The organism is Microbacterium sp. LMI1-1-1.1 (assembly GCF_040815675.1).
GTDB lineage: Bacteria > Actinomycetota > Actinomycetes > Actinomycetales > Microbacteriaceae > Microbacterium.
Map to the genome: position 1 here is coordinate 766,151 of NZ_JBFPNN010000008.1, position 24,122 is coordinate 790,272.

Annotated in this window: 22 protein-coding genes; 12 read left to right on the forward strand and 10 right to left on the reverse strand. The window is 72.1% G+C overall.

The window, feature by feature from the left end:
* Nucleotides 1–6: 6 nt before the first annotated feature.
* A complete protein-coding gene (locus tag MRBLMI1_RS13205; RefSeq protein WP_367733624.1) occupies nucleotides 7–906 on the reverse strand; it encodes a sce7726 family protein in 900 nt (299 codons plus the stop codon).
* Between the two features lie 90 nt (nucleotides 907–996).
* On the reverse strand, nucleotides 997–2,058 hold the full coding sequence (locus MRBLMI1_RS13210; RefSeq protein WP_367733625.1) for an LLM class flavin-dependent oxidoreductase: 1,062 nt from the start codon (nucleotides 2,056–2,058) through the stop codon (nucleotides 997–999).
* An 87-nt stretch (nucleotides 2,059–2,145) separates the two neighbouring features.
* Between MRBLMI1_RS13210 and MRBLMI1_RS13215 the strand changes: the two genes are divergently transcribed.
* A complete protein-coding gene (locus MRBLMI1_RS13215; RefSeq protein ID WP_367733627.1) occupies nucleotides 2,146–3,057 on the forward strand; it encodes a hypothetical protein in 912 nt (303 codons plus the stop codon).
* A gap of 3 nt (nucleotides 3,058–3,060) precedes the next feature.
* On the opposite strand, the gene MRBLMI1_RS13220 is transcribed toward MRBLMI1_RS13215, so the two are convergent.
* Nucleotides 3,061–5,775: a cation-translocating P-type ATPase gene (locus MRBLMI1_RS13220; RefSeq protein WP_367733698.1), complete on the reverse strand. Its 2,715-nt coding sequence runs from the start codon at nucleotides 5,773–5,775 to the stop codon at nucleotides 3,061–3,063.
* 150 nt (nucleotides 5,776–5,925) lie between these two features.
* Here MRBLMI1_RS13220 and MRBLMI1_RS13225 point away from each other — a divergent pair, with 150 nt between their 5' ends.
* On the forward strand, nucleotides 5,926–8,457 hold the full coding sequence (locus MRBLMI1_RS13225; protein WP_367733628.1) for a DEAD/DEAH box helicase: 2,532 nt from the start codon (nucleotides 5,926–5,928) through the stop codon (nucleotides 8,455–8,457).
* A gap of 131 nt (nucleotides 8,458–8,588) precedes the next feature.
* On the opposite strand, the gene MRBLMI1_RS13230 is transcribed toward MRBLMI1_RS13225, so the two are convergent.
* Entirely contained in the window at nucleotides 8,589–9,527 is a 939-nt protein-coding gene (locus MRBLMI1_RS13230) for a hypothetical protein (RefSeq protein ID WP_367733629.1), read from the reverse strand.
* Nucleotides 9,528–9,788: 261 nt separating this feature from the next.
* Between MRBLMI1_RS13230 and MRBLMI1_RS13235 the strand changes: the two genes are divergently transcribed.
* On the forward strand, nucleotides 9,789–10,130 hold the full coding sequence (locus MRBLMI1_RS13235; protein ID WP_367733630.1) for a hypothetical protein: 342 nt from the start codon (nucleotides 9,789–9,791) through the stop codon (nucleotides 10,128–10,130).
* 106 nt (nucleotides 10,131–10,236) lie between these two features.
* Here the strand turns inward: MRBLMI1_RS13235 and MRBLMI1_RS13240 are convergent, their stop codons facing one another.
* Complete coding sequence (locus MRBLMI1_RS13240) at nucleotides 10,237–10,791, reverse strand: Dps family protein (protein ID WP_367733631.1); 555 nt, start codon at nucleotides 10,789–10,791, stop codon at nucleotides 10,237–10,239.
* A 452-nt stretch (nucleotides 10,792–11,243) separates the two neighbouring features.
* On the opposite strand from MRBLMI1_RS13240, the gene MRBLMI1_RS13245 reads away from it, so the two are divergent.
* Nucleotides 11,244–13,052 carry a glycoside hydrolase family 15 protein gene (locus MRBLMI1_RS13245; protein ID WP_367733632.1) on the forward strand — a complete coding sequence of 603 codons (1,809 nt, stop codon included), beginning with the start codon at nucleotides 11,244–11,246 and terminating at the stop codon, nucleotides 13,050–13,052.
* A 60-nt stretch (nucleotides 13,053–13,112) separates the two neighbouring features.
* Nucleotides 13,113–14,006, forward strand: coding sequence for an SDR family oxidoreductase (locus MRBLMI1_RS13250; RefSeq protein WP_367733633.1), 894 nt, complete (start codon nucleotides 13,113–13,115; stop codon nucleotides 14,004–14,006).
* Between the two features lie 164 nt (nucleotides 14,007–14,170).
* On the opposite strand, the gene MRBLMI1_RS13255 is transcribed toward MRBLMI1_RS13250, so the two are convergent.
* Nucleotides 14,171–14,635, reverse strand: coding sequence for a GNAT family N-acetyltransferase (locus MRBLMI1_RS13255; RefSeq protein ID WP_367733634.1), 465 nt, complete (start codon nucleotides 14,633–14,635; stop codon nucleotides 14,171–14,173).
* 79 nt (nucleotides 14,636–14,714) lie between these two features.
* Between MRBLMI1_RS13255 and MRBLMI1_RS13260 the strand changes: the two genes are divergently transcribed.
* Nucleotides 14,715–15,644 (forward strand): helix-turn-helix transcriptional regulator, encoded by a 930-nt coding sequence (locus MRBLMI1_RS13260; protein WP_367733635.1) that lies wholly within the window; start codon nucleotides 14,715–14,717, stop codon nucleotides 15,642–15,644.
* A gap of 4 nt (nucleotides 15,645–15,648) precedes the next feature.
* On the opposite strand, the gene MRBLMI1_RS13265 is transcribed toward MRBLMI1_RS13260, so the two are convergent.
* Both MRBLMI1_RS13265 and MRBLMI1_RS13270 read right to left on the reverse strand, forming a co-directional pair.
* A complete protein-coding gene (locus MRBLMI1_RS13265) occupies nucleotides 15,649–15,954 on the reverse strand; it encodes a hypothetical protein (RefSeq protein ID WP_367733636.1) in 306 nt (101 codons plus the stop codon).
* A gap of 174 nt (nucleotides 15,955–16,128) precedes the next feature.
* The gene (locus MRBLMI1_RS13270) at nucleotides 16,129–17,133 is read right to left on the reverse strand and encodes an epimerase (RefSeq protein WP_367733637.1); all 1,005 of its coding nucleotides are present in this window, start codon (nucleotides 17,131–17,133) and stop codon (nucleotides 16,129–16,131) included.
* Nucleotides 17,134–17,205: 72 nt separating this feature from the next.
* Between MRBLMI1_RS13270 and MRBLMI1_RS13275 the strand changes: the two genes are divergently transcribed.
* The 5 genes from MRBLMI1_RS13275 to MRBLMI1_RS13295 all read left to right on the forward strand — a co-directional run bounded on the left by MRBLMI1_RS13275 (nucleotide 17,206) and on the right by MRBLMI1_RS13295 (nucleotide 21,898).
* Nucleotides 17,206–17,796, forward strand: a complete 591-nt coding sequence (locus tag MRBLMI1_RS13275) for a hypothetical protein (protein WP_367733638.1) — start codon at nucleotides 17,206–17,208, stop codon at nucleotides 17,794–17,796.
* Nucleotides 17,797–18,139: 343 nt separating this feature from the next.
* Nucleotides 18,140–18,697, forward strand: a complete 558-nt coding sequence (locus tag MRBLMI1_RS13280) for a copper resistance CopC family protein (RefSeq protein WP_367733639.1) — start codon at nucleotides 18,140–18,142, stop codon at nucleotides 18,695–18,697.
* A 14-nt stretch (nucleotides 18,698–18,711) separates the two neighbouring features.
* Nucleotides 18,712–19,233 carry a copper chaperone PCu(A)C gene (locus MRBLMI1_RS13285; RefSeq protein WP_367733641.1) on the forward strand — a complete coding sequence of 174 codons (522 nt, stop codon included), beginning with the start codon at nucleotides 18,712–18,714 and terminating at the stop codon, nucleotides 19,231–19,233.
* On the forward strand, nucleotides 19,230–20,435 hold the full coding sequence (locus MRBLMI1_RS13290; RefSeq protein WP_367733643.1) for a Dyp-type peroxidase: 1,206 nt from the start codon (nucleotides 19,230–19,232) through the stop codon (nucleotides 20,433–20,435). The genes MRBLMI1_RS13285 and MRBLMI1_RS13290 overlap by 4 nt, the downstream gene beginning before the upstream one ends.
* Complete coding sequence (locus MRBLMI1_RS13295; RefSeq protein ID WP_367733645.1) at nucleotides 20,432–21,898, forward strand: PepSY-associated TM helix domain-containing protein; 1,467 nt, start codon at nucleotides 20,432–20,434, stop codon at nucleotides 21,896–21,898. The genes MRBLMI1_RS13290 and MRBLMI1_RS13295 overlap by 4 nt, the downstream gene beginning before the upstream one ends.
* Here the strand turns inward: MRBLMI1_RS13295 and MRBLMI1_RS13300 are convergent.
* The gene (locus MRBLMI1_RS13300; RefSeq protein ID WP_367733647.1) at nucleotides 21,846–22,262 is read right to left on the reverse strand and encodes a GNAT family N-acetyltransferase; all 417 of its coding nucleotides are present in this window, start codon (nucleotides 22,260–22,262) and stop codon (nucleotides 21,846–21,848) included. The two genes, MRBLMI1_RS13295 and MRBLMI1_RS13300, sit on opposite strands and share 53 nt — an antisense overlap.
* A 123-nt stretch (nucleotides 22,263–22,385) precedes the next feature.
* On the reverse strand, nucleotides 22,386–22,847 hold the full coding sequence (locus tag MRBLMI1_RS13305) for a hypothetical protein (protein ID WP_367733648.1): 462 nt from the start codon (nucleotides 22,845–22,847) through the stop codon (nucleotides 22,386–22,388).
* A 249-nt stretch (nucleotides 22,848–23,096) separates the two neighbouring features.
* Between MRBLMI1_RS13305 and MRBLMI1_RS13310 the strand changes: the two genes are divergently transcribed.
* The gene (locus MRBLMI1_RS13310; RefSeq protein ID WP_367733649.1) at nucleotides 23,097–24,089 is read left to right on the forward strand and encodes an aldo/keto reductase; all 993 of its coding nucleotides are present in this window, start codon (nucleotides 23,097–23,099) and stop codon (nucleotides 24,087–24,089) included.
* The last annotated feature ends 33 nt before the right edge of the window (nucleotides 24,090–24,122 follow it).

The following is a 24,122-nucleotide window of genomic DNA, read 5'->3' on the forward strand; positions in this document are numbered from 1 at the left end:
TCGTTCCTAACTCCAGGTCATCACTGACTTCATCAACGTACCGGTAGCAGAGGAAAGGTTCGCGCGCTGGCTTTCGTTCAGGTCGCCGAAGAGTGCCGCAGTCCTGATGGAAGGCGGAAGCGTCCGCATGTGCGTTTCCTGGGCTGCGCGTGATCGGCTCTGCTTCAACACCTGCACAGCGTGCCGATGCAACTCAGCTGGGTCGAGCGTCGCGTAGAGGTTCCGCAGCTCCGCCCAAAGGCGCGTGTTGGGAACGTCCGGCGTTTCGAGTCCGATGCGTTCCAGTACTTGTGTTGCCTCGCTAGCGCGGAGGGTCTCTAAGAGCGCCGTTGGGTCGATGCGTCCGGGGAGGTCCTGAGTCTCGCGCACGACCTGCAGTCGAAGACGAGAAGAGAGCACAAGTACGCCGACGTCATCCGGAGCTAGCCGAAGGACGGCATCCATCTGACGGAGGCTCGTTACCACCGTGACGCTTGCGAAAACTGACCTGTAGTCGCTCAGCTGGGAAGGTAGGCGACTGAGCGAGTCTCGTTCTGACTTAATCTCGTAGGCCGTGGCGGTGCCGTTAAGAACTACAAGGTCTGCCTTGGACCCGCGCGCACGCACCTCGCTCAGGACAGTCGCAGTGCGAAGGTTGTGTCGGCCAAGAGCAATCTTCTCGACAACCGAACTTCGATAGACGTAGTCGTCCCTGTTGCCAGACTTCGTCAGCTTGGAGTAGCTGAGATCAAGTGCATCCCGAAGCGTTGCTCCCTCAGGGAGGTCTGCCGGGATCGAAGTGTCTCGAAGTAACCGAGCAACAAGGGGGGAACAACCGCTCTGGCTGAGTTCGCGTATGGCGGCGGGGGAGAATAGTCGCGAGAGAGCGGCGAGCTCACCAGTGGCAGATGTGCCCACGCGAAGCACCCCCCCCGCTCGGAACCGTTGTCTAATTCTAGACGCCCACCAAGTCCGGGACTGGTTAGCCGACGGTCCTGTCGCGGAGGTCCTCTAACCTCAGCTGGTTACGTTCGCGTGCTTAGCGATAGGCCCTTCCCAGTTGGGTACCCACCCCAACGAGGGTGCGACGTGCTGCGCGAACGCCTCGACCAGACGCAGGTTGAACGCGACACCGAGCTGCGACGGGATCGTGAGGAGCAGCGTGTCGGCGCTCATCACGGCGGCGTCGTTCAGCAGCTGCTCGACGAGCACGTCGGGCTCCGCGGCGTAGGTCTTGCCGAAGGTCGAGCGCATGCCGTCGATGACGCCGATCTGGTCGGAGCCGGCCGAGCCGCCGAAGTAGGCGCGGTCCTCGTCCGTCGTGATCGGGAAGATGCTGCGGCTCACCGAGGTGAGGGGCTCGCCGGCGTGACCGGCCTGACGCCACGCGTCGCGGAACGCGTCGAGCTGCTGCGCCTGCAGGATGTCGAACGGCGTGCCGTCGGCCTCGGTGAGCAGCGTGGACGACATGAGGTTCACGCCCGTGCGGCCGGCCCACTCGGCGGTGGCGACGGTGCCGGCGCCCCACCAGATCCGCGAGCGCAGACCGGGGGAGTGCGGCTCGATGCGCTGCATCCCGGTGCCGCCGCCGAAGGGGCTCATCGGGTCGCGCTCGGCCAGGCCCTCGCCGTCGATGGCGCGCAGGAAGAGGTCGAAGTGGTCGCGGGCGATGTCGGCGCCGCGCGGGTCCTGCGACCCGGTGTAGCCGAACGCCTCGTAGCCGCGCACGACCGTCTCGGGTGACCCGCGGCTGACGCCGAGGGCGAGTCTGCCGCCGCTGATGAGGTCGACGGATGCCGCCTCCTCGGCGAGCATGAGCGGGTTCTCGTACCGCATGTCGATGACGCCGGTGCCGACCTCGATGCGCTGCGTCCGGGCGGCGATGGCCGCGAGCAGGGGCATGGGCGCCGCCTGCTGCCGGGCGAAGTGGTGGACGCGGAAGGAGATCCCGTTGACGCCGAGATCGTCCATGCCCTGCGCCAGGTCGATGGCCTGCAGCATCGACTCGCCCGCGGACAGGTGATGCCCGCCGCCGAGCGGCCCGTAATGACCGAACGAGAGTGTGCCGAAAGAACGCATGCCCGGTGCAACAGCGCGCGCCCACATCTATTCCCGGGAATGGAGCGAGACGGCCCCGGCTCGGCGCACATATGCGAGCATCGAGGCATGGACGACGAGGTGCGCGACGAGCTCGCCCGTCTGCGCGCTCGGGCGTACGGCCCCGACGCCGATATCACCGCCGATCCCGCGGCGGTCGCCCGCCTGAGCGAGCTCGAGGAGCAGGAGCGGCTACGGAGGGCGACGGCCCCGGATGCCACCCCCTCCGGGCCCGCGGACGGGCTCCTCCCCGATGACGGCACGCCAGACGGCGCGGCCGCCGCGGAGACGCCCGCCGCCGGGATCGGGACCCCGGCGGACACGACCGGCACGGACTCCGCCGGCGCGACCACCACGGGCGCCGACCCCGCCGACCCCGCCGATCCCGCCCCGCACCCCGCCCACGACGCGGACGCCGACCCGGACGAGGACGCGGAGGGGGCGGCATCCACGTCCCCCGGACGACGACGGCGCCGACGTCCGGCGGTGCGCTCCCAACGGACCCTCTGGCTGTGGGCCGGGACGATCGCGGCCGTGGCGGCCGTGACCAGCGCCGCGACGGCGGTCGGGACCACATTCGCCCCGGTCTCCCGCTCGGCCGGTGTCGCGCAGGTCGACACCTTGCAGGTGGACCCGTCGTTCGTGCCGCCGCCGCTGTTCTGGCCGACGCCCGACGGCGTCACCGGGTACGACGACTTCTTCGGTCTGACCGCGGTGGTCGGCGCGCTGCGGGTCTACTCCGACGACGCCGAGAACCTGTGCCTCTACCTCGTGCCCTCGGAGGACATCGCCGACACCGACAGCTCGTATCGCGGGGGACAGGTCTACGGCGGATGCGGGGCGGGCGTGTTCGCCCCGACCGCGCAGCTCGTCGTCTCGGACGACGCGCCGGCCGAGCTGCAGGAGCGGTTCCCCGTCGGCACGAGCCTGCAGTTCGTGCTCGACGGGGAACGCATCGGGGTGTTCAGCGACGCCGAGTGAGGATCAGTCCTCGTCGGGGTCCAGCCGGTTGCGGATCGCCTTCAGGCCCTCGACGGCGAAGAAGATCGCGACGGCGAGGCCGAACGTCACCAGCCAGGTGAGCGGCGCCAGGGGCCGCGCGTCGAAGAGGCCGCCGATGAACGGCACGTACGTGTACGCCAGCTGCAGCACGAGCAGGGCGCCGACGGTGATCCACACGGCCGTGTTGCCGCGGAAGACGTCCGGCGTGAGGCTTGACCGATGCAGGAAGCGGCAGTTGAACAGGTACGCCGTCTGCCCCAGCGCGAGCATCAGCACGGCGGCGGTCTGGGCGTACTCGTGCTCGACCCCGCTGTTCACGAGCGTGTAGAAGACGCCCAGCGTCGCGCCGCCGATCAGCAGCGACACGGCGAGGACGAACAGCAGCTCGCGTGCGTTGATGATGGACCCGTTCGGGTTGCGCGGATGCCGCTGCATGATGCCCTTCTCGGCCGGCTCGTACGCCAGGGCGAGGGACAGGGTCACGGCGGTCACCATGTTCACCCACAGCACCTGCACCGGGGTGAGGGGCAGCGTCAGGTCGAACACGATCGCCACGAGCAGGACCAGCGACTGCGCGCCGTTGGTGGGCAGCAGGAAGACGACCGACTTGCGCAGGTTGTCGTAGATGCGGCGGCCCTCGCGGATCGCGCTGCGGATGGTCGCGAAGTTGTCGTCGGCCAGCACGATCTCGGCCGCCTCCTTGGTGGCCTCCGTGCCCTTGATGCCCATCGCGACCCCGATGTCGGCCCGCTTCAGCGCCGGGGCGTCGTTCACGCCGTCGCCGGTCATCGCGACGACCTCGCCGTGCTTCTGCAGCGCCCGGACGATGCGGATCTTGTGCTCCGGGCTCGTCCGCGCGTACACGTCGACCTCGCGCACCCGCTCGGTCAGCCGCTCCTGGCTCATCTGCTCCAGCTCGCCGCCGGTGAGCACGGTCGCGTCGCCGTCGATGATGCCCATCTCGCGGGCGATCGCGGTGGCGGTCCCGGCGTGGTCGCCGGTGATCATCTTCACCCGGATGCCGGCGGTGTGGCAGTCGTGGATCGCCTCGATCGCCTCGGGCCGGGGCGGGTCGACGATGCCCCAGACGCCGAGGATCTCGAGATCGCCCACGTCGTCGAGCTCGACGTCGGACGTCCCGGCGTCGACGTGGCGCCGGGCGGCGGCGAGGACGCGCAGCCCCTCCGCGCTGAGCTTGTCGACGACGCGCTCCCAGTGCGCACGGTCCAGCGGCGCGGGACCGTCGGCCGCCCACTGGGTCTCGGCGCGGTCCAGCAGACGGTCGGGCGCCCCCTTGACCAGCAGCACCCGGCCCTCGCCGGACCCCTCGACGTCGGCCGTGTCGTGCAGCGTGGCCATGAGCTTCGCATCGGACGAGAACGGCAGGACCGCCACGCGCTCCGGGCGCACGCCGTCGGCGTCGTGCTTGCGCGCGAAGACGGCCAGCGCCCCCTCGGTCGGCTCGCCGACGAGGATCCAGGAGCCGTCCTCCTCGTGCACATCGGCGTCGTTGCAGAGACGGGCGACGGATGCCATGGCATCCAGGTCCGCCCCGTCCGTCCCGCCGTCGGACCCCTCCCGGGCGATGTCGCCTTCGGGTGCGTAGCCGAGGCCGGACACGGCGTACTCGCCGTCGGGGGTGACGACGGTGCGCACGGTCATCTCGTTCTTGGTCAGCGTGCCGGTCTTGTCGGAGCAGACCGTGGTCACGGAGCCGAGCGCCTCCACGGACGGCAGCTTGCGCGTGATCGCGCGCCGACGGGCCATCTGCTGGACGCCCAGGGCCAGGGTGATCGTGACGAGCGCGGGCAGGCCCTCCGGGATGGCGGCCACCGCGAAGCCGATCGCGGCCGAGATGAGCTCGTCGAACGGCATCTCGTGCAGGTAGCGGCCGATGACCATCATGACCGCGGCCATGGCGAGGATGACGATCGTGAGGACCTTGCCGAAGCCGTTCAGCTGCTTCGTGAGCGGGGTGTCGAGTGAGCCCGCCTCGGAGACGAGGCTCTGGATGCGGCCGATCTCCGTCTCGGACCCGGTGGCGGTCACCACGCCGCGCCCCGTGCCCGCGGACACGATCGTCCCGGAGAAGCCCATCGACGAGCGGTCGCCGACGCCGGAGTCCTTCTCGACGGGGGACGTGCTCTTCTGGGCGGGCTCGCTCTCGCCGGTCAGGGCGGCCTCGTCGATGCGGAGCTGCGACGCGGAGGTCAGGCGCACGTCGGCGGGGACGCGGTCGCCGGGGGAGAGGCGGATCACGTCGCCGGGGACGAGCTCGGCGGCATCCACCGTCCGCCATCTGCCGTCGCGACGCACGCTGGCGTCGGAGGACAGCATGCCCCGGATGCCGGCGAGCGCCTTCTCGGCCTGCCCCTCCTGCACGAAGCCGATGACGGCGTTGATGATCGCGACGGCCATGATGACGCCGAAGTCCAGCCAGTCGCCCATGATCGCCTTGATGACGGCGGATGCCAGCAGGATGTAGATCAGCGTGTCGTTGAAGTGCGAGAGGAACCGCAGGACCGCCGGCTTGCGTTCGGGCGGGGGCAGCTCGTTGCGGCCCACCTCCTCGAGGCGGGCGGAGGCCTCCTCGTCGGTGAGACCGTCGTCGCCCGTCGAGAGGGCGGCGACGACGTCGTCCACCTCGTCGGCGAAGGGCGTGTCGAGGGCGAGGTCGGCAGGAGCGGTCTGCGGCATGAGGCCTCCGTACTGACGCGCGGCGGCCACGGCCGCCGCGGGAGCGGGCGGTCGTCGAGGGGTGATCGACACGCCGAGTCTAGGAATGGCGCGCGTCCGGACCGGTGGGCTTGCATCCGGCAGGGGCGGTGTGGATGAGAGGCTGGACCGGTGACCTCCCTCCTCGACCACGTGCCCGTCGGCGCCGATCCGGATGCCGCCTACCTGGGCTTCGTCGACTGGGCGGCCGGGCGCGGGCTCACGCTGTACCCCGCCCAGGACGAGGCGGTCATCGAGATCGTGTCAGGGGCGAACGTCATCCTGTCGACCCCGACCGGCACCGGCAAGTCGCTGGTCGCGGTGGCCGCACACGCGGCATCCCTCGCCCGGGGCGGTCGCACCTATTACACGGCGCCGATCAAGGCGCTGGTGAGCGAGAAGTTCTTCGCGCTCGTCGACGTCTTCGGCGCCGAGAACGTCGGGATGGTGACGGGCGACTCCTCGGTCAACGCCGACGCGCCCATCATCTGCTGCACCGCCGAGATCCTCGCGAACCTCGCCCTCCGCCAGGGGGCGGACGCCGACGTGGCGCAGGTGGTGATGGACGAGTTCCACTACTACGGCGAGCCCGACCGCGGCTGGGCGTGGCAGGTGCCGTTGCTGCTGCTCCCGCGCGCGCAGTTCGTGCTGATGTCGGCGACCCTCGGCGACGTCACCGACATCGCCGACGACCTGTCCCGCCGGACCGGTCGCCCCACCGCCCGGGTCACCGGCGTCGAACGTCCCGTGCCGCTGCACTTCGAGTACGCCCGCACGCCGGTGCACGAGACGGTGCAGGAGCTGCTCGACACCAAGCAGGCGCCCATCTACGTCGTGCACTTCTCGCAGGCCGCGGCGATGGAGCGGGCGCAGGCGCTGTCGTCCATCCGCATCATCACGCGCGAACAGCGCGACGAGATCGCCGAGGCCATCGGCGGGTTCCGCTTCACCACCGGGTTCGGCAAGACCCTCTCGCGCTACGTCCGTGCGGGGATCGGCGTGCACCACGCCGGGATGCTCCCGCGGTACCGCCGCCTCGTCGAGACGCTCGCCCAGCGCGGGCTGCTGCGGGTCATCTGCGGCACGGACACCCTCGGCGTCGGCATCAACGTGCCCATCCGCACCGTGCTCATGACCGCGCTCACCAAGTACGACGGCCAGCGCATGCGGCAGCTCACGGCACGCGAGTTCCACCAGATCGCCGGGCGCGCGGGCCGCGCGGGGTACGACACGGCGGGCACGGTCGTCGTCATGGCGCCGGACCACGAGATCGAGAACGCGGCGCAGATCCTCAAGGCCGGCGACGATCTCAAGAAGCAGAAGAAGATCGTGCGCAAGAAGGCGCCGCAGGGCTTCGTCAACTGGACCGAGCAGAGCTACGACCGCCTCGTCGCCGCCGAGCCCGAGCCGCTGCAGCCGCAGATGAAGCTGACCGCCGCGATGCTCATCAACGTCATCGCCCGCGGCGGCGACGTCTTCGGCAACGTCCGCTCCCTCGTCTTCGACAACCACGAGCCCCGCCCCCGCCGGTACGAGCTCGCGCGTCGGGCCCTCGCGATCTTCCGCACCCTCGTGCAGGCCGGCGTGGTCGAGGCCGACGCCGGCGGCATCCATCTCACCGTCGACCTGCAGCCGAACTTCGCCCTCAATCAGCCGCTGTCGCCGTTCGCGCTCGCCGCGATCGAGATGCTCGACCCCGAGGTCGAGCTCGGACGGGGACCGGATGCCACGCCTCCGGCGTCGTCGGTCGGCACGGGGCACTACGCGCTCGACGTCGTCAGCGTCATCGAGGCGACGCTCGACGACCCGCGTCCGATCCTGTCGCAGCAACAGTTCCGCGCCCGCGGCGAGGCCGTGGCGGCGATGAAGCGCGAGGGCATCGAGTACGACGAGCGCATGGAGCGGCTCGAGGAGATCACCTGGCCGAAGCCGCTGGAGGACCTGCTCGCGCAGGCCTACGAGGTGTTCGCGTCGAGCCAGCCGTGGGTGCGCGACTTCGAGCTGTCGCCGAAGTCGGTCGTCCGCGACATGTTCGAACGGGCGTGCTCGTTCGGCGAATACGTCTCGCTGTATCAGCTCGCCCGCAGCGAGGGCCTGGTGCTGCGTTATCTCAGCGATGCGTACCGAGCCATCCGCCAGACGGTGCCCGTCGATGCGCAGACGCCCGACCTGCTGGACCTCATCGCGTGGCTCGGCGAGCTCGTGCGGCAGGTCGACTCGAGCCTCGTCGACGAGTGGGAGCAGCTCATCAATCCCGCTGACGACCCGGACGCGCCGGTGGTGCCGCCGGCCCCGCCGTCGATCCTCACCAACCGGCGCGCGTTCGTCGTGCTCGTGCGCAACGAGATGTTCCGGCGCGTGCAGCTGGCCGCGCTGCAGCGCGACGACGAGCTCGTCGAGCTCGACCCCGACGTCGACTGGCCGGGCGTGCTCGACGGGTACTTCGAGGAGCACGACGCGATCGGGACCGGGGGAGCCGCGCGCTCGTCGGCGCTCGTGGACATCGACGAATCAACGGCGTCCGACGGCGTCTGGCGGGTGGAGCAGACGATCGACGACCCGGCCGGGGACCACGACTGGCGCATCCGCGCCGAGGTCGACCTCGCCGCCTCCGAGGAGGAGGGGACGGCGGTCGTCCGCGTCACCGAGGTGCTGCGGCTATAGGGCGTCCGGGGGGGTCCTGCGGGGGTTTGGTCCTGCGGAGGTTCTGGTCCTGCGGGTTCCGGTCGTGGGGGGTTCCGGGTTCCGGCCATGGGGGTTCCGGTTGTGCGGGGTTCCGGCTCTGGGGGCGCGGGTCAGCCGTGCGCGGTGGGGACCGGCGAGGCGGCGCGCCGACGGCGGAAGGCCAGGAGCCCCCGGACGATGAGGCCCGCCACCGCCACGACGACCGCCGTGACGAGCGGGGGCGCGACGATCTCGGGGATCGTCGACGCCGACCGGAACACCGAGATCCCGTACTCCGCCATGCCGGGCAGGTCGCGCGCCAGTACCCGGGTGCCGGCGGCGGAGGCGATCGCGGTGGTGAGCGCGGGCACGAGCCACACCAGCCCGAGGCCGACGAGCGCCGCGATCACCCGACCGACGGATGCCACCCCCGTCCAGGCGATCGCCAGCCCCACGAGAACGGGGGAGACGTAGGTGAGCATCGGGATGAGGGCCGAGAACGGCGACTCGTACGAGAACGGCGGGAAGAGGAGGACGCCGAGCCAGGAACCCGCGGCCGCGGCTCCGACCATGAGCCCGATCCCGGCCCCGGCGCGCGGAGCGGCCGCGACGAGCAGGCACGCCACCGCGGCGACCACGGCGGCGAGGACCGCCACAGCCGTGAGCAGCAGGAGGTAGACCGCGGACTCGTCCCGCTCCTGCAGCACGGCCCGCGTGGTCACGGCCGTCTGCACGACCGCCGCGACCTGGACCACGACGACACCCGCCACCGTCGCGAGCGACCGTCCGACGCCGGGACGCGCGCCGCGGGATCGGGCCAGGACGCCGGCCAGCACACCGCCGACTACGAGCAGCACGATGATCGTGATGATCGAGTACTGGCTGTACGGCAGCAGCACGAACGGGCCCGGGCGGGAGGGGTCCTGTCCCTCGCCGAGGTTCTGCAGCGGCAGGAAGGGTCCCGATGCGAGCCACGGGAGGAGCCCGGCGACGCCGCCGGCCGCTCCGAAGAGCAGGAACCACCCGGTCGGTGTCCGGCGCGTGGCGCGTGCGTCGTGCAGATCTTCCATGAGGCCCCCGTCTCATCCGTTCCTCGACGCTATCGGACGGGGCCCGGAACGCCCGGCGACGACGCGGCGGCGGACGGTGCAGCTGCGTCAGCGGACGGCGCGGCTGCGACGGCGGACGCTGCGGTGAGGTCGAGGGTCGGCCACCTCTCCTCCACAGGGGAGGTGCGGGTGATCTTCTCCACCGAAAGCGCGATCCGCTTGAGCGCACGGCGACGCCGCGGCTACCGTCGACCCATCCGCACACCGAGGGAGAGGACGACCATGACCATCGACGCCACGCAGGCGGTCATCGCCCTGAGCGCCCTCCTGCTGACCTTCGCCGCCACGATCCTCGGGGGGATGAAGTGGATGCTCGACCGTCTCGAGCGGCGCACGGACCGGCGCTTCGAACAGGTGGACCAGCGCTTCGAGCGGCTCGAGCGGCGCATGGACCGCGCCGAGGCGCGGATGGACCGCATGGACGAGCGTTTCGACCGCATGGACGAACGGATGCGTCAGATCGACACCACGCTGCTGTCCATCCAGATGAGCATTCTCGCCATCAAGGCGGCGATCGACCGGATCGAGGGCGGGCGGCCGCCGCTGCTCATCGCCTCGCACTGATTCCGGCCGCCCGGAGCGGGACGGAAGCCTGGCGAAACCGACCACGCGCACGAACGACGGATGCCGGGACCCTGAGGCCCCGGCATCCGATCTGAATCGGTGAAGGTCAGCTGCGCGCGACGCGGTTCTCGGCGCTGACCATCCAGGAGAGCTGCTCGAGGCGCTCGAGGATGCCGTGCAGGATGTCGGCGCTGGTGGGGTCCTCGTCGTCGACGTCGTCGTGGACCTCGCGGACGGTGCCCACGGTGGCGTCGATGCGCTCGGTGATGAGGTCGACGACCTCGGCCGTGTCGACCTCGCCCTGCGGGAACTCGGGCAGGGTGGTCGTCTCGGCGATGGTGTCGCTGCGGCCGTCGGGCAGCGCGTGCAGCGAGCGCATGCGCTCGGCGACGGTGTCGCTGAACTCGCGGGCAGCGTCGATGATCTCGTCCAGCTGCAGGTGGGTGTCGCGGAAGTTCTTGCCCACGACGTTCCAGTGGGCCTGCTTGCCCTGGATGGACAGCTCGATGAGGTCGATGAGAACGCGCTGCAGGCTGTCGGTCAGCTGCTCGGACGCCTGGAAACCGCTCTCGGCGTTCTGCTCCGACGTCGTCTCCGCGCCGCTCCCGCCGCGGGCCGGACGGCGGCGGTTCTTGGTGGGGGACTCCTGGGTGGTGGACATGCGGATTCCTTTCCTTCGCGGTCGACCACGACGTTAGGTCGCCGTCCTCTCCCTGGGCCGGGGGTTGCGGGACCGGCGGACGCGCGGTAGCCGCCGCCGTGGGCGTGTCGCTCGCGGTCGGCAGGCCCCGTCGACCGGCTTCTGCGCGTGTGTGCAGGACCGGTGGGGCTGGTGGCAGCGGGTGGGGCGCATGGGGCGGCGGGACGCCCGGTCGTCCTGCAGACTGCACGACGCGCAGGTGCGTCAGGGGCGGCGGGCACCCACACGGCGCACGCGCACGGCACGCGCACGGCACACGGCACACGGCGCACGCGCACGGCGCACGGCGCACGCGCACGGCACGCGCATGGCGCACGGCACACACACCAGGCGGCATCCGGAGCCCCGTAGCCTCTCGGAACCCAAACGACAACCCCGCCCCGGGCCCGCGACGGCGTTCCTAGCGTGAAGACGTGCCCATCGAGCCCGATCAGCCGTCCCGACCGCTGCGCGACTACGCCGCCATCGGCGACGGGCGCACGGTCGCCCTCATCGGGCTCGACGGGTCGGTGGACTGGCTGCCGCTGCCGAACATCCACTCGCGTCCGGTGTTCGCGCGCCTCGTCGACGAGTCGGCCGGCGGCTGCATCCAGCTCGCACCGGTCGGCGACTACGAGGTCTCGCGCCGCTACATCCCGCGGACCAACGTCCTCGAGACGACGTTCACCACCGAGACGGGCGTCGCGACGCTGACCGACGCGATGGTCACCGGCATCGCCGGGCGACTGCCCTGGGCGGAGCTCGCACGCCGCGTGGAGGGCGTCTCGGGCGAGGTCGAGTTCGAGTGGTGCGTGCAGCCGGGCACCATGCTGCGCTCCGCCGCGCCCTGGACCGAACGCATCGACGGCTTCTCGGTCATGCGCGTCGGGCACGTCTCGCTCGCCGTCGTCGGACACGAGCACGGACTCCACGGCGACCCGGATGCCGGCAACGAGAGCATCGACGGCGGCTTCACGACGTCGACGGGGTCCCGGCACCTGCTGGTCATCGCCGCGACCGAGGGGGAGCCTCTGCGCGTCCCGAACGCGCAGAACGTCGACCGCGGCATCGACCGCACGATCCGCGGATGGCAGATGTGGTCCGACGAGTTCTCCTACGACGGACCGTGGGCCGACGACGTGCAGCGCAGCGCCCTGGCCCTGAAGCTTCTGCTGTTCAGCCCCACCGGCGCGATCGCGGCGGCCGCGACGACCTCGCTGCCCGAGAACCCCCGCGGCGGCAAGAACTGGGACTACCGCTACGCCTGGGTCCGCGACCTCGCCTACACCGCGCACGCGTGGGTCGGCTTCGGCCTGCGGGAGGAGACGCACGCGGCCATCTCGTGGCTCCTGCGGACCATCCGCAAGAACGGCCCCGAGGTGCAGGTGATGTACACCCTCGACGGCGACGCCGAGATCGGCCTCGAGAAGCACGAGGTGCCCGGGTGGAACGGCAGCCAGCCCGTCGTCACCGGGAACCCCGCGCAGGGGCAGCTGCAGCTCGGTGTCTACGGCGACCTCATCGCGCTGTGCCGCACCTATGTCGAGGCCGGCAACCGCCTCGACACGCAGACGGGGCGCCTCCTCGCCGACGTCGCCGATCGCACGTGCGACCTCTGGCGCCGCGAGGACTCCGGCATGTGGGAGCTGCCCGAGCTGCGCCACTACACCTCGTCGAAGATGGGCTGCTGGAAGGCCCTCGACGACGCGCAGTGGCTGGCGCAGAACGGCCACATCCCCGACAACGGCGACCGCTGGCGCGCCGAGCGCGATCGCATCCACGCCTGGGTCGGCGAGCACTGCTGGTCCGAGAAGCTGCAGTCCTACGTCATCCATCCCGGGAGCGAGGACCTGGATGCCTCCGTCCTCCTGCACGCGCCGACCGGCTTCGACCGTGGCGAACGGATGTCCAAGACCCTCGACGCCGTCTCCGACCGCCTCGGCACCGAGAACCACCTGCTCTACCGGTACACCGGCATGGACCAGGAGGAGCAGACCTTCGTCGCGTGCGCGTTCTGGCGAGCGACCGCCCTCGCCTGCGTCGGCCGCCATGAAGAGGCCGTCAAGGCCATGGACGCCCTCGTCGCGCAGGGCAACGATGTGGGCGTCTACTCCGAGATGATCGCCGAGTCCGACGGGGCCTTCTGGGGCAACCTCCCGCAGGCGCTCAGCCATCTCGCCCTGATCAACGCCGCGCTGGTGATCCGCGAGCTCGTGGATGCCGCCGAGCTCGGCGACCGCTGACCCCACCACGTCCGGGGCTTCTCGCCCTGGCATCCATCCCCCTCCAGGAAAGGACTCGCCATGAGCAACCAGTACACCTTCACGGACCCGGCCAAACTGTATGCCGACATCGACCCGAAGGCGCAGGACCAGCCGGAGCCCGGCCTCGACGCCGAGCTCACGCCGAAGGCGGCCCTCGGGGAGGACACCTACGAAGGCAGCGGTCGCCTGACCGGCCGCAAGGCGCTCATCACCGGGGCCGACTCGGGCATCGGTGCGGCGACAGCGATCGCGTTCGCGCGCGAGGGCGCCTCGGTCGCGATGTCGTACCTGCCGGAGGAGAAGGTGGATGCCGACCGCATCGCCGGCATCCTGCGCGAGGCCGGCGCGACCGTGGTCCAGATCCCCGGCGACCTGCGCGAGCGCGAGTACGCCCGCACCCTCGTGAAGGAGGCGGTCGAGGGCCTCGGCGGCCTGGACATCGTCGTGAACAACGGCGGCAAGCAGATCTTCAACGAGGACGTCACCACGCTGACCGACGAGCAGTTCGACGACACGTTCAAGACCAACGTGTACGCGATGTTCTGGATCTGCAAGGAGGCCGTGCCGCACCTGAAGCCGGGCTCGACCATCATCAACACCACGTCGATCCAGGCGTACTCGCCCGCGCCGATCCTCGTGGACTACGCCTCCACCAAGGCGACCATCAACACCTTCACGAAGGCGCTGGGCCAGCAGCTCGCGCCGAAGGGCATCCGCGTGAACGCCGTCGCGCCCGGACCGATCTGGACGCCGCTGCAGGTCACCGACGGTCAGCCCGACGAGAAGGTCGACGAGTTCGGCGAGGAGACGCCGCTCGGCCGCATGGGTCAGCCGGCCGAGCTCGCCCCCGCGTACGTGTACCTCGCCTCGGCGGAGTCCAGCTACGTCATCGGCGAGACGCTCAACGTCAACGGCGGCATGCCCACGCCGTAAGCCGCAGCCGTCGGGGCCGTCGTCCGTTCGCGGGCGGCGGCCCTTTCGCGTGCCCGGCGAGAACAGGGGATGCCACGGGGACAGGCGGATCGAGCGGGGATCGGCCTGTCGCGGGCGCGCCGCCTGGTGCGGGAGCGTGTGCGGCGCGGGGGCGGGCGCCGGGCTCAGGCGAGGGACTTGCGGTAGTAGATCTCGCCGTCGTCGGTGACCTCGCTGCGCTCGTAGCCCTCGCGCTCGTACAGGTGCTGGTTCGCCTCGCTGAGACCGCCGGTGAAGAGCTCGGCAGTCGTGGCCCCCGCCTCGTCGCGACCGCGCGCCTCCACGGCGGCGAGCAGCTGCGTGCCGAGGCCCCCGCCCTGCTGGTCCGGGGCGATGGCGAGGCGGCCGATGAGGAGCAGGTCGCCGTCCGCCCGGGCCCGGACGGCGCCGACGATGCGCGGGCCGACGAGGGCGACGCAACCGAGGTTGTCCACGAGCTCGGCGCGGAGCTCCTCGAGCGTCTGAGTGAGGGGCGGCATGTCGGCGTCGTCGTAGATGCGCGCCTCGCTCGCGAAAGCGGCGCGCTGGATCGTGAGGACCTCTCCCGCATCGTCGGGGTGGATGGGGCGGATCTCGGTGTCGTCGGTCATGAGCTGCTCTCGCGTCGGGGAGGGGCGGACAATTCCATTACTATCGGTGCGGACTCCACGCCGGTGGAGCGCGGGGGAAATGACCGGGTTCTTCGATACGCACGTCCGCACCGACGACGTGACCGAGACGCTGACGTGGTTGCAGCAGGCCTACGGCCACGTCGACGTCCAGGCGGACACCGCCTCGTTCGCGGAGCGGGCGGTCGGTGACGACGAGTTCGCCTTGCGGAACCTCGTGTGGGACTGCCGCGCGGAGGTCGTGTACGAGGCGGACCGCTTCTACGTCGCCACCTCCACCCCCGGCTACGGCTGGCGCATCGGCCGGCACTCCGGCGACTTCAGCGTCGAGCCCGCCCTCATCCAGCCCGGGCACGAGATGATCGGCCGACCTGATCGGACCGAGATCCAGCTGCTCGCGTTCGACACGCGGCGTCTGACCGAGGCTGCCCGCGTCATCTACGGCGACGACGAGCTGGAGGCGCGCTTCGACGGGCTTCACCCGGTCTCGCGCCGTCTGCGCGACTACTGGCTGGCCACCCTGCGGTGGTCTCTGACGCAGACCCCCCTGCTGCACGAGCCGCTCGTCCGCGCCCACGTCCGCCGGTCGCTCACGGCCGCCACCCTCGAGGCGTTCCCCCTCGTCGGGGATCCGCGTGAGCGCCGCGCCTCCGCCCTGGAGCAGGCCTCCGTCTACGCCGCCGCGGCCGCCTGGATGGACGACCACGCGTCGCTGCCCGTGACCATCGACGACGCCGCCGCCGCGGTGGGCACCTCGAGGGCGGGGCTGCGCCGGGCCTTCGCGGCGAACGGCCAGTTGGCATCCACTCCCGAGGACTATCTCGCCCTCGCCCGCATGAGCGCGGCGCACGCCGATCTCGTCGATAGGGATCCCGGGGCGACCACGGTGACCGAGATCGCCCTGAGATGGGGATTCACGGATGCCGCCGCCTTCGCGACCGCCTACCGTGCGGCGTACCGCGTCGATCCGGAGCACACGCTGCGTCGATGACGCGTCAGCGGTCGCGGTCGGTGTACTCGCCCGGGTCGCCGACGTCCTCGCGGACCTCGTCGCCGGAGGGCAGCTCGACGTCGGTGTAGGCGCCGGGCTCGTCCGTGCGCGGACGCGAGGCGCTGCCGTCGGCGTTCTCCCGGTCGACGTACTCGCCGGCGAGGTCGGAGGTGCCGTGATCGCGGGTGCCGTCGGGGCGCTCGACGTCCGTGTAGGCGCCCTCGTCCGGTCCGGTGCCGTGCGCGCCCGTCTCGGGCGCGTGCTCGTGTGCGTCGTGGCTTCCGTGCCCGTCGGCTTCGTGATGGTCCATGCTGACCTCCCGGTGTGTCCTGCTCCGACGGTAGACCCGGCGGCCCCTCCGGGAGCGAGGCCTTGACACGAGGCGGGCAGGGGAGCCCGCGGCCGGCGGGCAGGGGAGCCCGCGGCCGGCGGGCGGGGGAGCCCGCGGCCGGCGGGCGGGGGCGAGGGAGCGCCCGCGGTCGGGTCAGATCGAGAACAGGTCGCGCAGGCGGGGACGGCGCGCGGCGACGACGGCGTCCAACGCCGGTCCGAGACGCGGATAGCGGAATGCGAACCCCGCCTCCTGCAGCACCCCGGGCACGACCCAGCGGCTCTTCAGGACCATCTCGGGCTCGGCGCCCAGCACGGCCAGCGCCGGCTCCAGCATGAACCGTCCGGCGGGAAGGCCCACCGGCATCCCGACCGCCCGGCGCAGCTCGCGCATGAGCGTCCGGTTGTCGACGGGCTCGGGCGCGGCGAGGTTGACCGGACCGGAGATGTCGTCGCGATCGCGGAGGAAGCGGAGGGATGCCACGACGTCGTCGATGTGGATCCAACTGAACCTCTGCCGGCCGCGGGTCCGGTACCAGGGCGCCCGCACCGGGCCCGTCGGGTGGGCGCCGATGCCGCGATAGCGGCGGTGCGGGAACCACCAGCCGTCGATCTGCGGGCCGCCCAGACCGGTCCGCGCCAGGGCCAGCAGCATGCGCGTCGCCGGGCCGTCGCCGACGACGATCGCCATGCGCAGCGCGACGCGGCGGGTGCCCGGCAGGTCGCCGGCGAAGAACGCGCGCTCCCAGCTCGTCGCGACGTCGACCGAGAAGCCCGAACCCAGGATGCCGTCCCGTTCGTCGTTCGGACGCTCGGTCTCGTGGCGGTAGATCGTGGCCGTGGACGCGTTCATCCACACGCGGGGCGGGTGCTCCGCGGTGCGGACGGCGTCGTGCAGCGCCCGGGTCGTGTCCACGCGGGAGCGGAGGATCTCGTCGCGGGCGGCGTCGGTGTAGCGGCAGGCGACGATCTTGCCGGCGAGGTTCACGAGGACGTCCGCGCCGTCGACCGTGCGGGCGATCGCCGCCGGGTCGGACCAGGTCACCGGGCCGGACCGCCCGATGGTGTCGACGTCGTACCCGTCGGCGCGGAGGGCCTCGACGACCGCGCGTCCGACGAATCCGCTGGCTCCGGCGACGACGGCGCGAGGTCGGTTCATGAGCCCACCCTAGGGGCGGGTGCGGCGCCCGCCGCGCGGCGATCCCGGCCCGGGACTGACACAATGGACCGCATGCGACGACAGGCCCGGGTCACGAGCGTCGCTCGCGGTGCCGTCGCGGCAGCCGTCGCCACCTTCGTCGCCCTGCTCTCGCACGTGACGGCCGGCGGCGAGATGCCGGGCTGGGTCGGCATCGCCGTCCCCCTGGCGCTGTCGTTCGTCGCGTGCAGCGCCCTCGCCGGCCGCCGCCTCTCGCTGTGGCGTCACTCGCTCGCGGTCGTCGTGAGCCAGGTGCTCTTCCACACCCTCTTCGTCCTCGGCAGCTTCGACGCCGCCGCCGGTCACGTCCACGGCGTCGCGGCCGTGTCGACGGACCCGGTGGTCGCGAGCGGACCGATGGATGCCGCCATGCTCCTCGGCCACGCCGTCGCCGCCGCGGTGACCGTTCTCGCGCTGCACCGGGGTGAGCGCACCCTCGCGCTGCTGCGCGTCCTCGCCGTGCGCGCCGTCGCCTGGCTCCGCGCCCGCGTGCGCGTCACCGTGCCGTTCGGACCCGCCCCGGCTCGTCGCGTCCTCGCCGACGTCGTCGCCCCGCTGCGCCCCGTCGCGGTGCTGCTGGCCGATACCGCGGACCGCCGCGGTCCCCCCGCGCTCGCGCACTGACGACGCGCGCCCGCTGACGCGCGTCCGAGCGGGCTCGTCCGTCCCCCCGCGGACCGACGTCCCCCGGGCCGCACGACCGTGGAGATCCCTCCTCGGCGTGACGCCGTCGCATCCCCCTTCCTCCACCCGCCGGCGCGGCGCGCCGGCCTCGTCCGCCCGCGTCCGCGACGGTCCTGACCGTCCGCGCCACCACGGCGTACGTGTGACGGTGCGGTGCGGACCGGCGACCGCTCGACGCGGTCCCGTCCCGTCGACCGTCCCCGTGCCGCCGCGCGGCCGCTCCGCCGGTCCTCCGCGTGGGACGACGAGCGGCCCCGGGTGACCCCGTCCGAAAGCGAAATTCATGAACCGTCTCCGTCCCCTCCTGGGCGGGATGGCCGTGGCCGTCGTCGTCGTCCTGACGTCCGTGGCCCCGGCATCCGCCCATGACGAACTCCTGTCCAGCTCACCCGTCGCGGGTGAGAACCTGCCCTCCCCACCCGAGGAGATCACCCTGACCTACTCCGCCGACGTGCTCGACATGGGCGCGGAGGTGGTGGTCGCCGACGGCGACGGCACCGACTGGGTCGCGGGGGATCCCGTCGTGGCATCCGGTGTCGTCTCCGTCCCGCTGCAGGAAGGCATGCCCGACGCGGGCTACGAGGTGCGCTGGCGCGTCGTCTCCAGCGACGGCCACCCGATCTCCGGCCTCATCCCGTTCACGGTGGGGGACGGCGCGCCCCTCGAACGGACCGCGGCGAGCCCCACCGCCGCCGCTGCCGACGACGCCGCGTCCGTTCCCGCCGACGCCGGCGGCATCCCGCGTCCGGTCCTCGTCGGTGCCGCCGGTGCCGTCGTCGCCGTCGTCGCGTTCCTCGTCCTCCTCTTCGTCCGCCGCGCCGCGCGCGGACGCCGCTCGTGAAAGGTCCTCTCCCCATGTCTCTGCGCACCCTGTCCGTCCGTGTCCTCCCCGCCGTCGCCGTCTCGGTCGTCGCCGCGCTCGCCCTGTCCGGGTGCGCCGGGGGAGAGGCGTCCACCACGCCCGTCCCCGAGGCGGCCGCCTTCCACGCCACCGACGCGTGGGTCAAGGCGGCCCCGGCCGACGAGATGACGGCCGCGTTCGGCGAGCTCGTCAACGACGGCGACAACGACATCACCGTCGTCTCGGCGACGAGTCCCGCCGCGTCGATGATCGAGCTGCACGAGACGGTGCAGAACGAGTCCGGCCAGAGCGTGATGCGGGAGGTGGAGGGCGGGTTCACCATCCCGGCGCACAGCACCCGCGAGCTCGCGCCCGGTGCCGACCACCTCATGATCATGGGCGCCACCGCGCCGCTGCTCGCCGGCGAGGAGGTCACCATCACGCTGACCTTCTCCGACGACTCGACCGCCGAGATCACCGCCCCGGTCAAGGAGTTCGCGGGGGCGAACGAGACCTACGAGGGCGGCGACCAGTGAGACCGCGGTCCGCCGGCGCCACCCGGCGCCAGTTCCTGCTCGGCGGCGCGGTCGCCGGGGCGGGGGCGGTGGCCGCCGTCGGCCTCGACGCGGCCGTCTCGGCCGGGGGGACGGATGCCGCGGCCTCGACGCCCCTGAACGGAGACGTCGTCGTGCCGTTCCACGGTGCCCACCAGGCCGGCATCGACACCGACGCGCAGGCGCACGCGACCCTCGTGGCGCTGGACCTGGCCGCCGACGTGGACCGGGACGGGCTGCGCCGTCTGCTGCGGACCCTCACCGACGACGCCGTCCGGCTGTCGCGCGGGGAGGGGGCGCTCGCCGACACGGAGCCCGAGCTGGCCGTCGCCCCGGCCCGGCTCACGGTGACGTTCGGCTTCGGACCGGGCCTCGTCGTTCGGGCGGGGGCGACGGCACCGGACTGGCTGCGGCCGCTCCCGGCGTTCGCGATCGACCGCCTGCGCCCTGAGTACGGCGACGGCGACCTGCTGCTGCAGATCGCCGCGGACGACCCGGTCACCGTCGCCCACGCCACCCGGATGCTGCTGAAGGACGCGCGCGCCTTCGCCTCCCCGCGGTGGGTGCAGCAGGGGTTCCGGCGGGCGCACGGCACCGTCCGGCCGGGGACGACCATGCGCAACCTCTTCGGCCAGGTCGACGGCACCGCCAACCCCGTGCCCGGCACCCGCGACTTCGACGAGGTCGTGTGGGCGCGCGACGGCTGGCTCGCCGGCGGGACCGGCATGGTCGTCCGCCGCATCGCGATGGACCTGGACACGTGGGACCACCTGGACCGTCCGGGCCGCGACCAGGCGGTCGGCCGGACCCAGGCGACGGGCGCGCCCCTGACCGGGACGGACGAGTTCGACGAGCCGGACTTCAACGCGAAGGACGCGCTCGGCTTCCCCGTCATCGCGGAGTTCTCGCACCTGCGCCGGTCCCGGCCGGACGACCCCTCGCAGCGGATCTTCCGCCGCGGCTACAACTACGACCAGACGCCGCCGGCGGGCCTGGTCTCGGATGCCGGCCTGCTGTTCGTCTCGTTCCAGGCCGACATCGACCGGCAGTTCGTCCCCATCCAGCGGCGCCTCGACGAGCTCGACCTGCTGAACGAATGGACGACCCCCATCGGCTCGGCGGTCTTCGCCCTGCCGCCGGGATGCGCGGAGAACGGCTTCATCGGAGAAGGGATCCTGACATGACCGACGTGATCGAGCGGGTCGAGGCCGCGGAGCCGGACCGGGCGGCATCCGCTCCGCCGCGCCGCCGAGGGTGGTTCGCCGCGCTGCTGCGACGGCTGCACTTCTTCGCGGGAGTGCTCATCGGGCCGTTCATCCTCGTGGCGGCGGTGAGCGGAGCGCTGTACGCGGTCACGCCGCAGATCGAGCGCGCCCTTTACGCGCACGAGCTCACGGCGGGGTCCACGCTGGCGGCGCTGCCCCTGGCCGACCAGATCACCGCGGCGGAGGAGTACGTCGGCGACGGCGCCTCTCCCGTGGCGGTGCGTCCGGCGCCCGCACGGGGCGAGACCACGCGCGTGATGTTCGCCGACCCGAGCCTCGGCGAGAGCAAGACGCGGGCGGTCTTCGTCGACCCCGGGACCGCGGAGATCCGCGGCGAGCTCACCGCGTACGGCACGAGCGGCGCGCTGCCCGTGCGCACCTGGATCAGCGACCTGCACCGGTCGCTGCACCTCGGCGACGCCGGCCGCTGGTACAGCGAGCTGGCGGCATCCTGGCTCGGGATCGTCGCGCTCGCCGGTCTCGGTCTCTGGATCCTGCGGTTCCGGAAGAGCCGACGTGCCCGGCGGGACCTCCTCGCCCCGCGCCGGGGTCTCCGCGGCTACCGCCGGGCCTTCGGCTGGCACGCCCCGATCGGCGTGTGGGTCGTGCTCGGCGCGCTGTTCCTCTCCGCGACCGGGATCACGTGGTCGACGTTCGCCGGCGCGAACGTGTCGCAGCTGCGGACCGCGGTCGGCGAGGGCACACCGTCGCGGACGACGACGCTGGACGGGGCGGCATCCACAGGGGGAGACCACGCGCACCACGGCGGGGCCGCGACGGCGCCCACCGGGGCGGCCAACCCCGCGACGTTCGACGCCGTGCTCGCGATCGCGCAGCGGATCAACGTGAACACCGGTCAGGTCGAGATCCGTCCGCCGGCCGAGCCCGGCCGGGCGTGGGTCGTGCAGGAGATCCAGCGCAGCTTCCCGACGGAGGTGGATGCCGTGGCGATCGACGGATCGACGATGGAGGTCACCGACCGGGTGGACTTCGCCGACTTCCCGCTGCTGGCCAAGCTGTCCCGGTGGGGCGTCGACCTGCACATGGGGACGATGTTCGGGCTGGCGAACCAGCTCGTGCTGTTCGCCCTGGCGATCGGCATCGCCGCGCTCGTCGCGCTCGGCTACGGGATGTGGTGGACGCGGCGCCCGACGCGCGGGTTCGCGGCCGCCCCTGCCCGCGGGGCGCTGCGCGGGGCGCCGTGGTGGGGCGTCGCCGCCGTCTTCGCGGTCGCGGTGGGCATCGGCCTGTTCCTGCCGCTGGTGGGGTACACGCTCGCGGCCTTCGTCGTGCTCGACGTGCTGCTCGGCTGGCGTGCGGCGGTGCGGGCTACGCGCTCATCAGGAGGTGCATCGTCACCGACCCCGACGTCGGCTCGCTGAAGCCCAGGCTGCGGTACAGCGGCTGCCCGGGCGGGTCGGCCAGCAGTGTGACGTAGGCGCCCTCGGGGGCTTTCTCTCGGATGTCCGCGAGCAGGCCCTCGAGGATGCGGCGGCCGAGGCCGCGCCGCTGGAAATCGGGGAGGGTCGCCATGTCGGCCACGAGGAAGTACCACCCGCCGTCGCCGACCACCCGGCCCATCGCGACCGAGCGGCCCGTGGCATCCACGATCCGCCGCCAGGCCCAGCTGTTCGTCAGGGCCGGAGCGCCTTGGTCGGGCCGCTTGGGGGTGAGCCCGGAGAGCCGGCGGAGGTCCAGGTAGTCCTCGAGGGTCGGGGGGAGCGGTTCGAGGCGCAGGTCGTCCATCCGTCCAGCCTGGCACCCGCGGGGCTGCGCCGGGATCGGAGAATCGCGCCGGAATCGGAGGATCGCGCCGGATCTGTCCGAGTCCGGCGCGATCCTCCGATTCCAGGACGGGGATGCCGCGGCTCAGGCGTCCGAGGGGTCCGGGAGGTTCTGCGCGATGCGGCTCGACTCGGCGCTGTCGCGGCCGACGCCGGGCTGGAACTTCGCGATGGGGGAGTCGTCGTCGACGCGGGGTTCCGCGCCCTCGCCGTCCACGCTCGTCGCGGAGGCGGCGTGCGCCGCGGCGCGATCGTCGTCGACGCCGGTGTCCTCGTGGTGCTGCGAGGTCGAGCCGCTCTCGCCGCGGGCGTCGTCGGTGCCGCGCTCGGTCAGGCCGTCGGCCGCACGCGTGCCGACGCCGGGCAGGTCGTTCTGGCTCGAGATGTTCTGCAGGTGCGCTTCGTCGTCGTCGTCGACCTCGGCGGCGCCCACGGCGCCCGTGTCCGCTCCGGCCGCGCCCGCGGGCACGTCGGCGGCGAGTCCCTCGGACTCGGGGACGATGTTCTCTTCGTCGGCTCCGGGGAGGCGATCGGCGGGAGTGTTCATGTCATCCTTCCGGTGGGTGTGGGGCCACGCTAGGCCGGAGGGATGCCGCCCGAGACGGGCTTGACGCCCCGCCCTCCATGACCCCGCCGACGCCCTCCGGGGTGCCGTGACTTGACGCAGATGTACGCCAGGCGGGGGCTGGGGCGTACATCTGCGCCATGTCAGCGCGAAGACGGGACAGGGGCGGGGCGGGCGGCCTCGATGTCGCGGGGGCTGGATAGGCTCGGACGAGCTTCGAAAGGAACCGCAATGCAGCAGCGTCCCCTCTCCCGTACCGGCCGCGAGGTCTCGGTCATCGGCCTCGGCACCTGGCAGCTCGGCCCCGACTGGGGCGGGGTCAGCGAAGGCGACGCCCGTCAGGTGCTCGCCGCCTCGGTCGACGCCGGCGTCACCCTCTTCGACACCGCCGACGTGTACGGCGACGGCCGGTCCGAGGAGATCATCGGCGGGTTCTTGGCGGACACGGATGCCGCCGGCATCACCGTCGCCACCAAGATGGGCCGCCGCGCCGAGCAGCAGCCCGAGAACTACACGATGGAGAACTTCCGCGCCTGGACCGACCGGTCGCGGCGCCTCCTGCGCACCGACACCCTCGACCTCGTCCAGCTGCACTGCCCGCCGTCGGCCGTCATCGACGACGACGCCACGTGGGACGCGCTGGACCAGCTCGTCGCGGAGGGCGTCATCGCCGCGTACGGCGCGTCCGTGGAGACGATGGACCAGGCGCTGTCCGCGCTGCGCCGCCCGCACCTGACGAACCTGCAGATCATCTTCAACCCGTTCCGTCTCAAGCCCCTCGATAAGGTGCTGCCGCTCGCGGCCGAGAAGGGCGTGGCCGTGTTCGCCCGCGTCCCGCTGGCCAGCGGCCTGCTATCGGGCAAATACACGCTCGAGACGACGTTCGACGCCGACGACCACCGCACGTACAACCGCAACGGCGAGGCCTTCGACAAGGGCGAGACCTTCTCGGGAGTCCCCTTCGCCGAGGGCGTCGCCGCGGCCGACGAGCTCAAGGCGGCGCTCCCCGAGGGCGTCACGCTGCCCGCGGCCACGCTCGCGTGGATCGCGTCGCGCGAGGGCGTGACCAGCGTCATCCCCGGTGCGCGGTCGGACGCCCAGGCCGCCGCGAACGCCGGCGCCGCCGACCTCATCGCGGACGGTCTCGACCTGGACGCCTTCGACGCGCTGGTCCGTGACGTCTACGACCGTCGCCTGCGCGCCGAGATCCACCCGCAGTGGTGAGAACGGCGGCGTCCTGTCTCCCGACAGGACGCC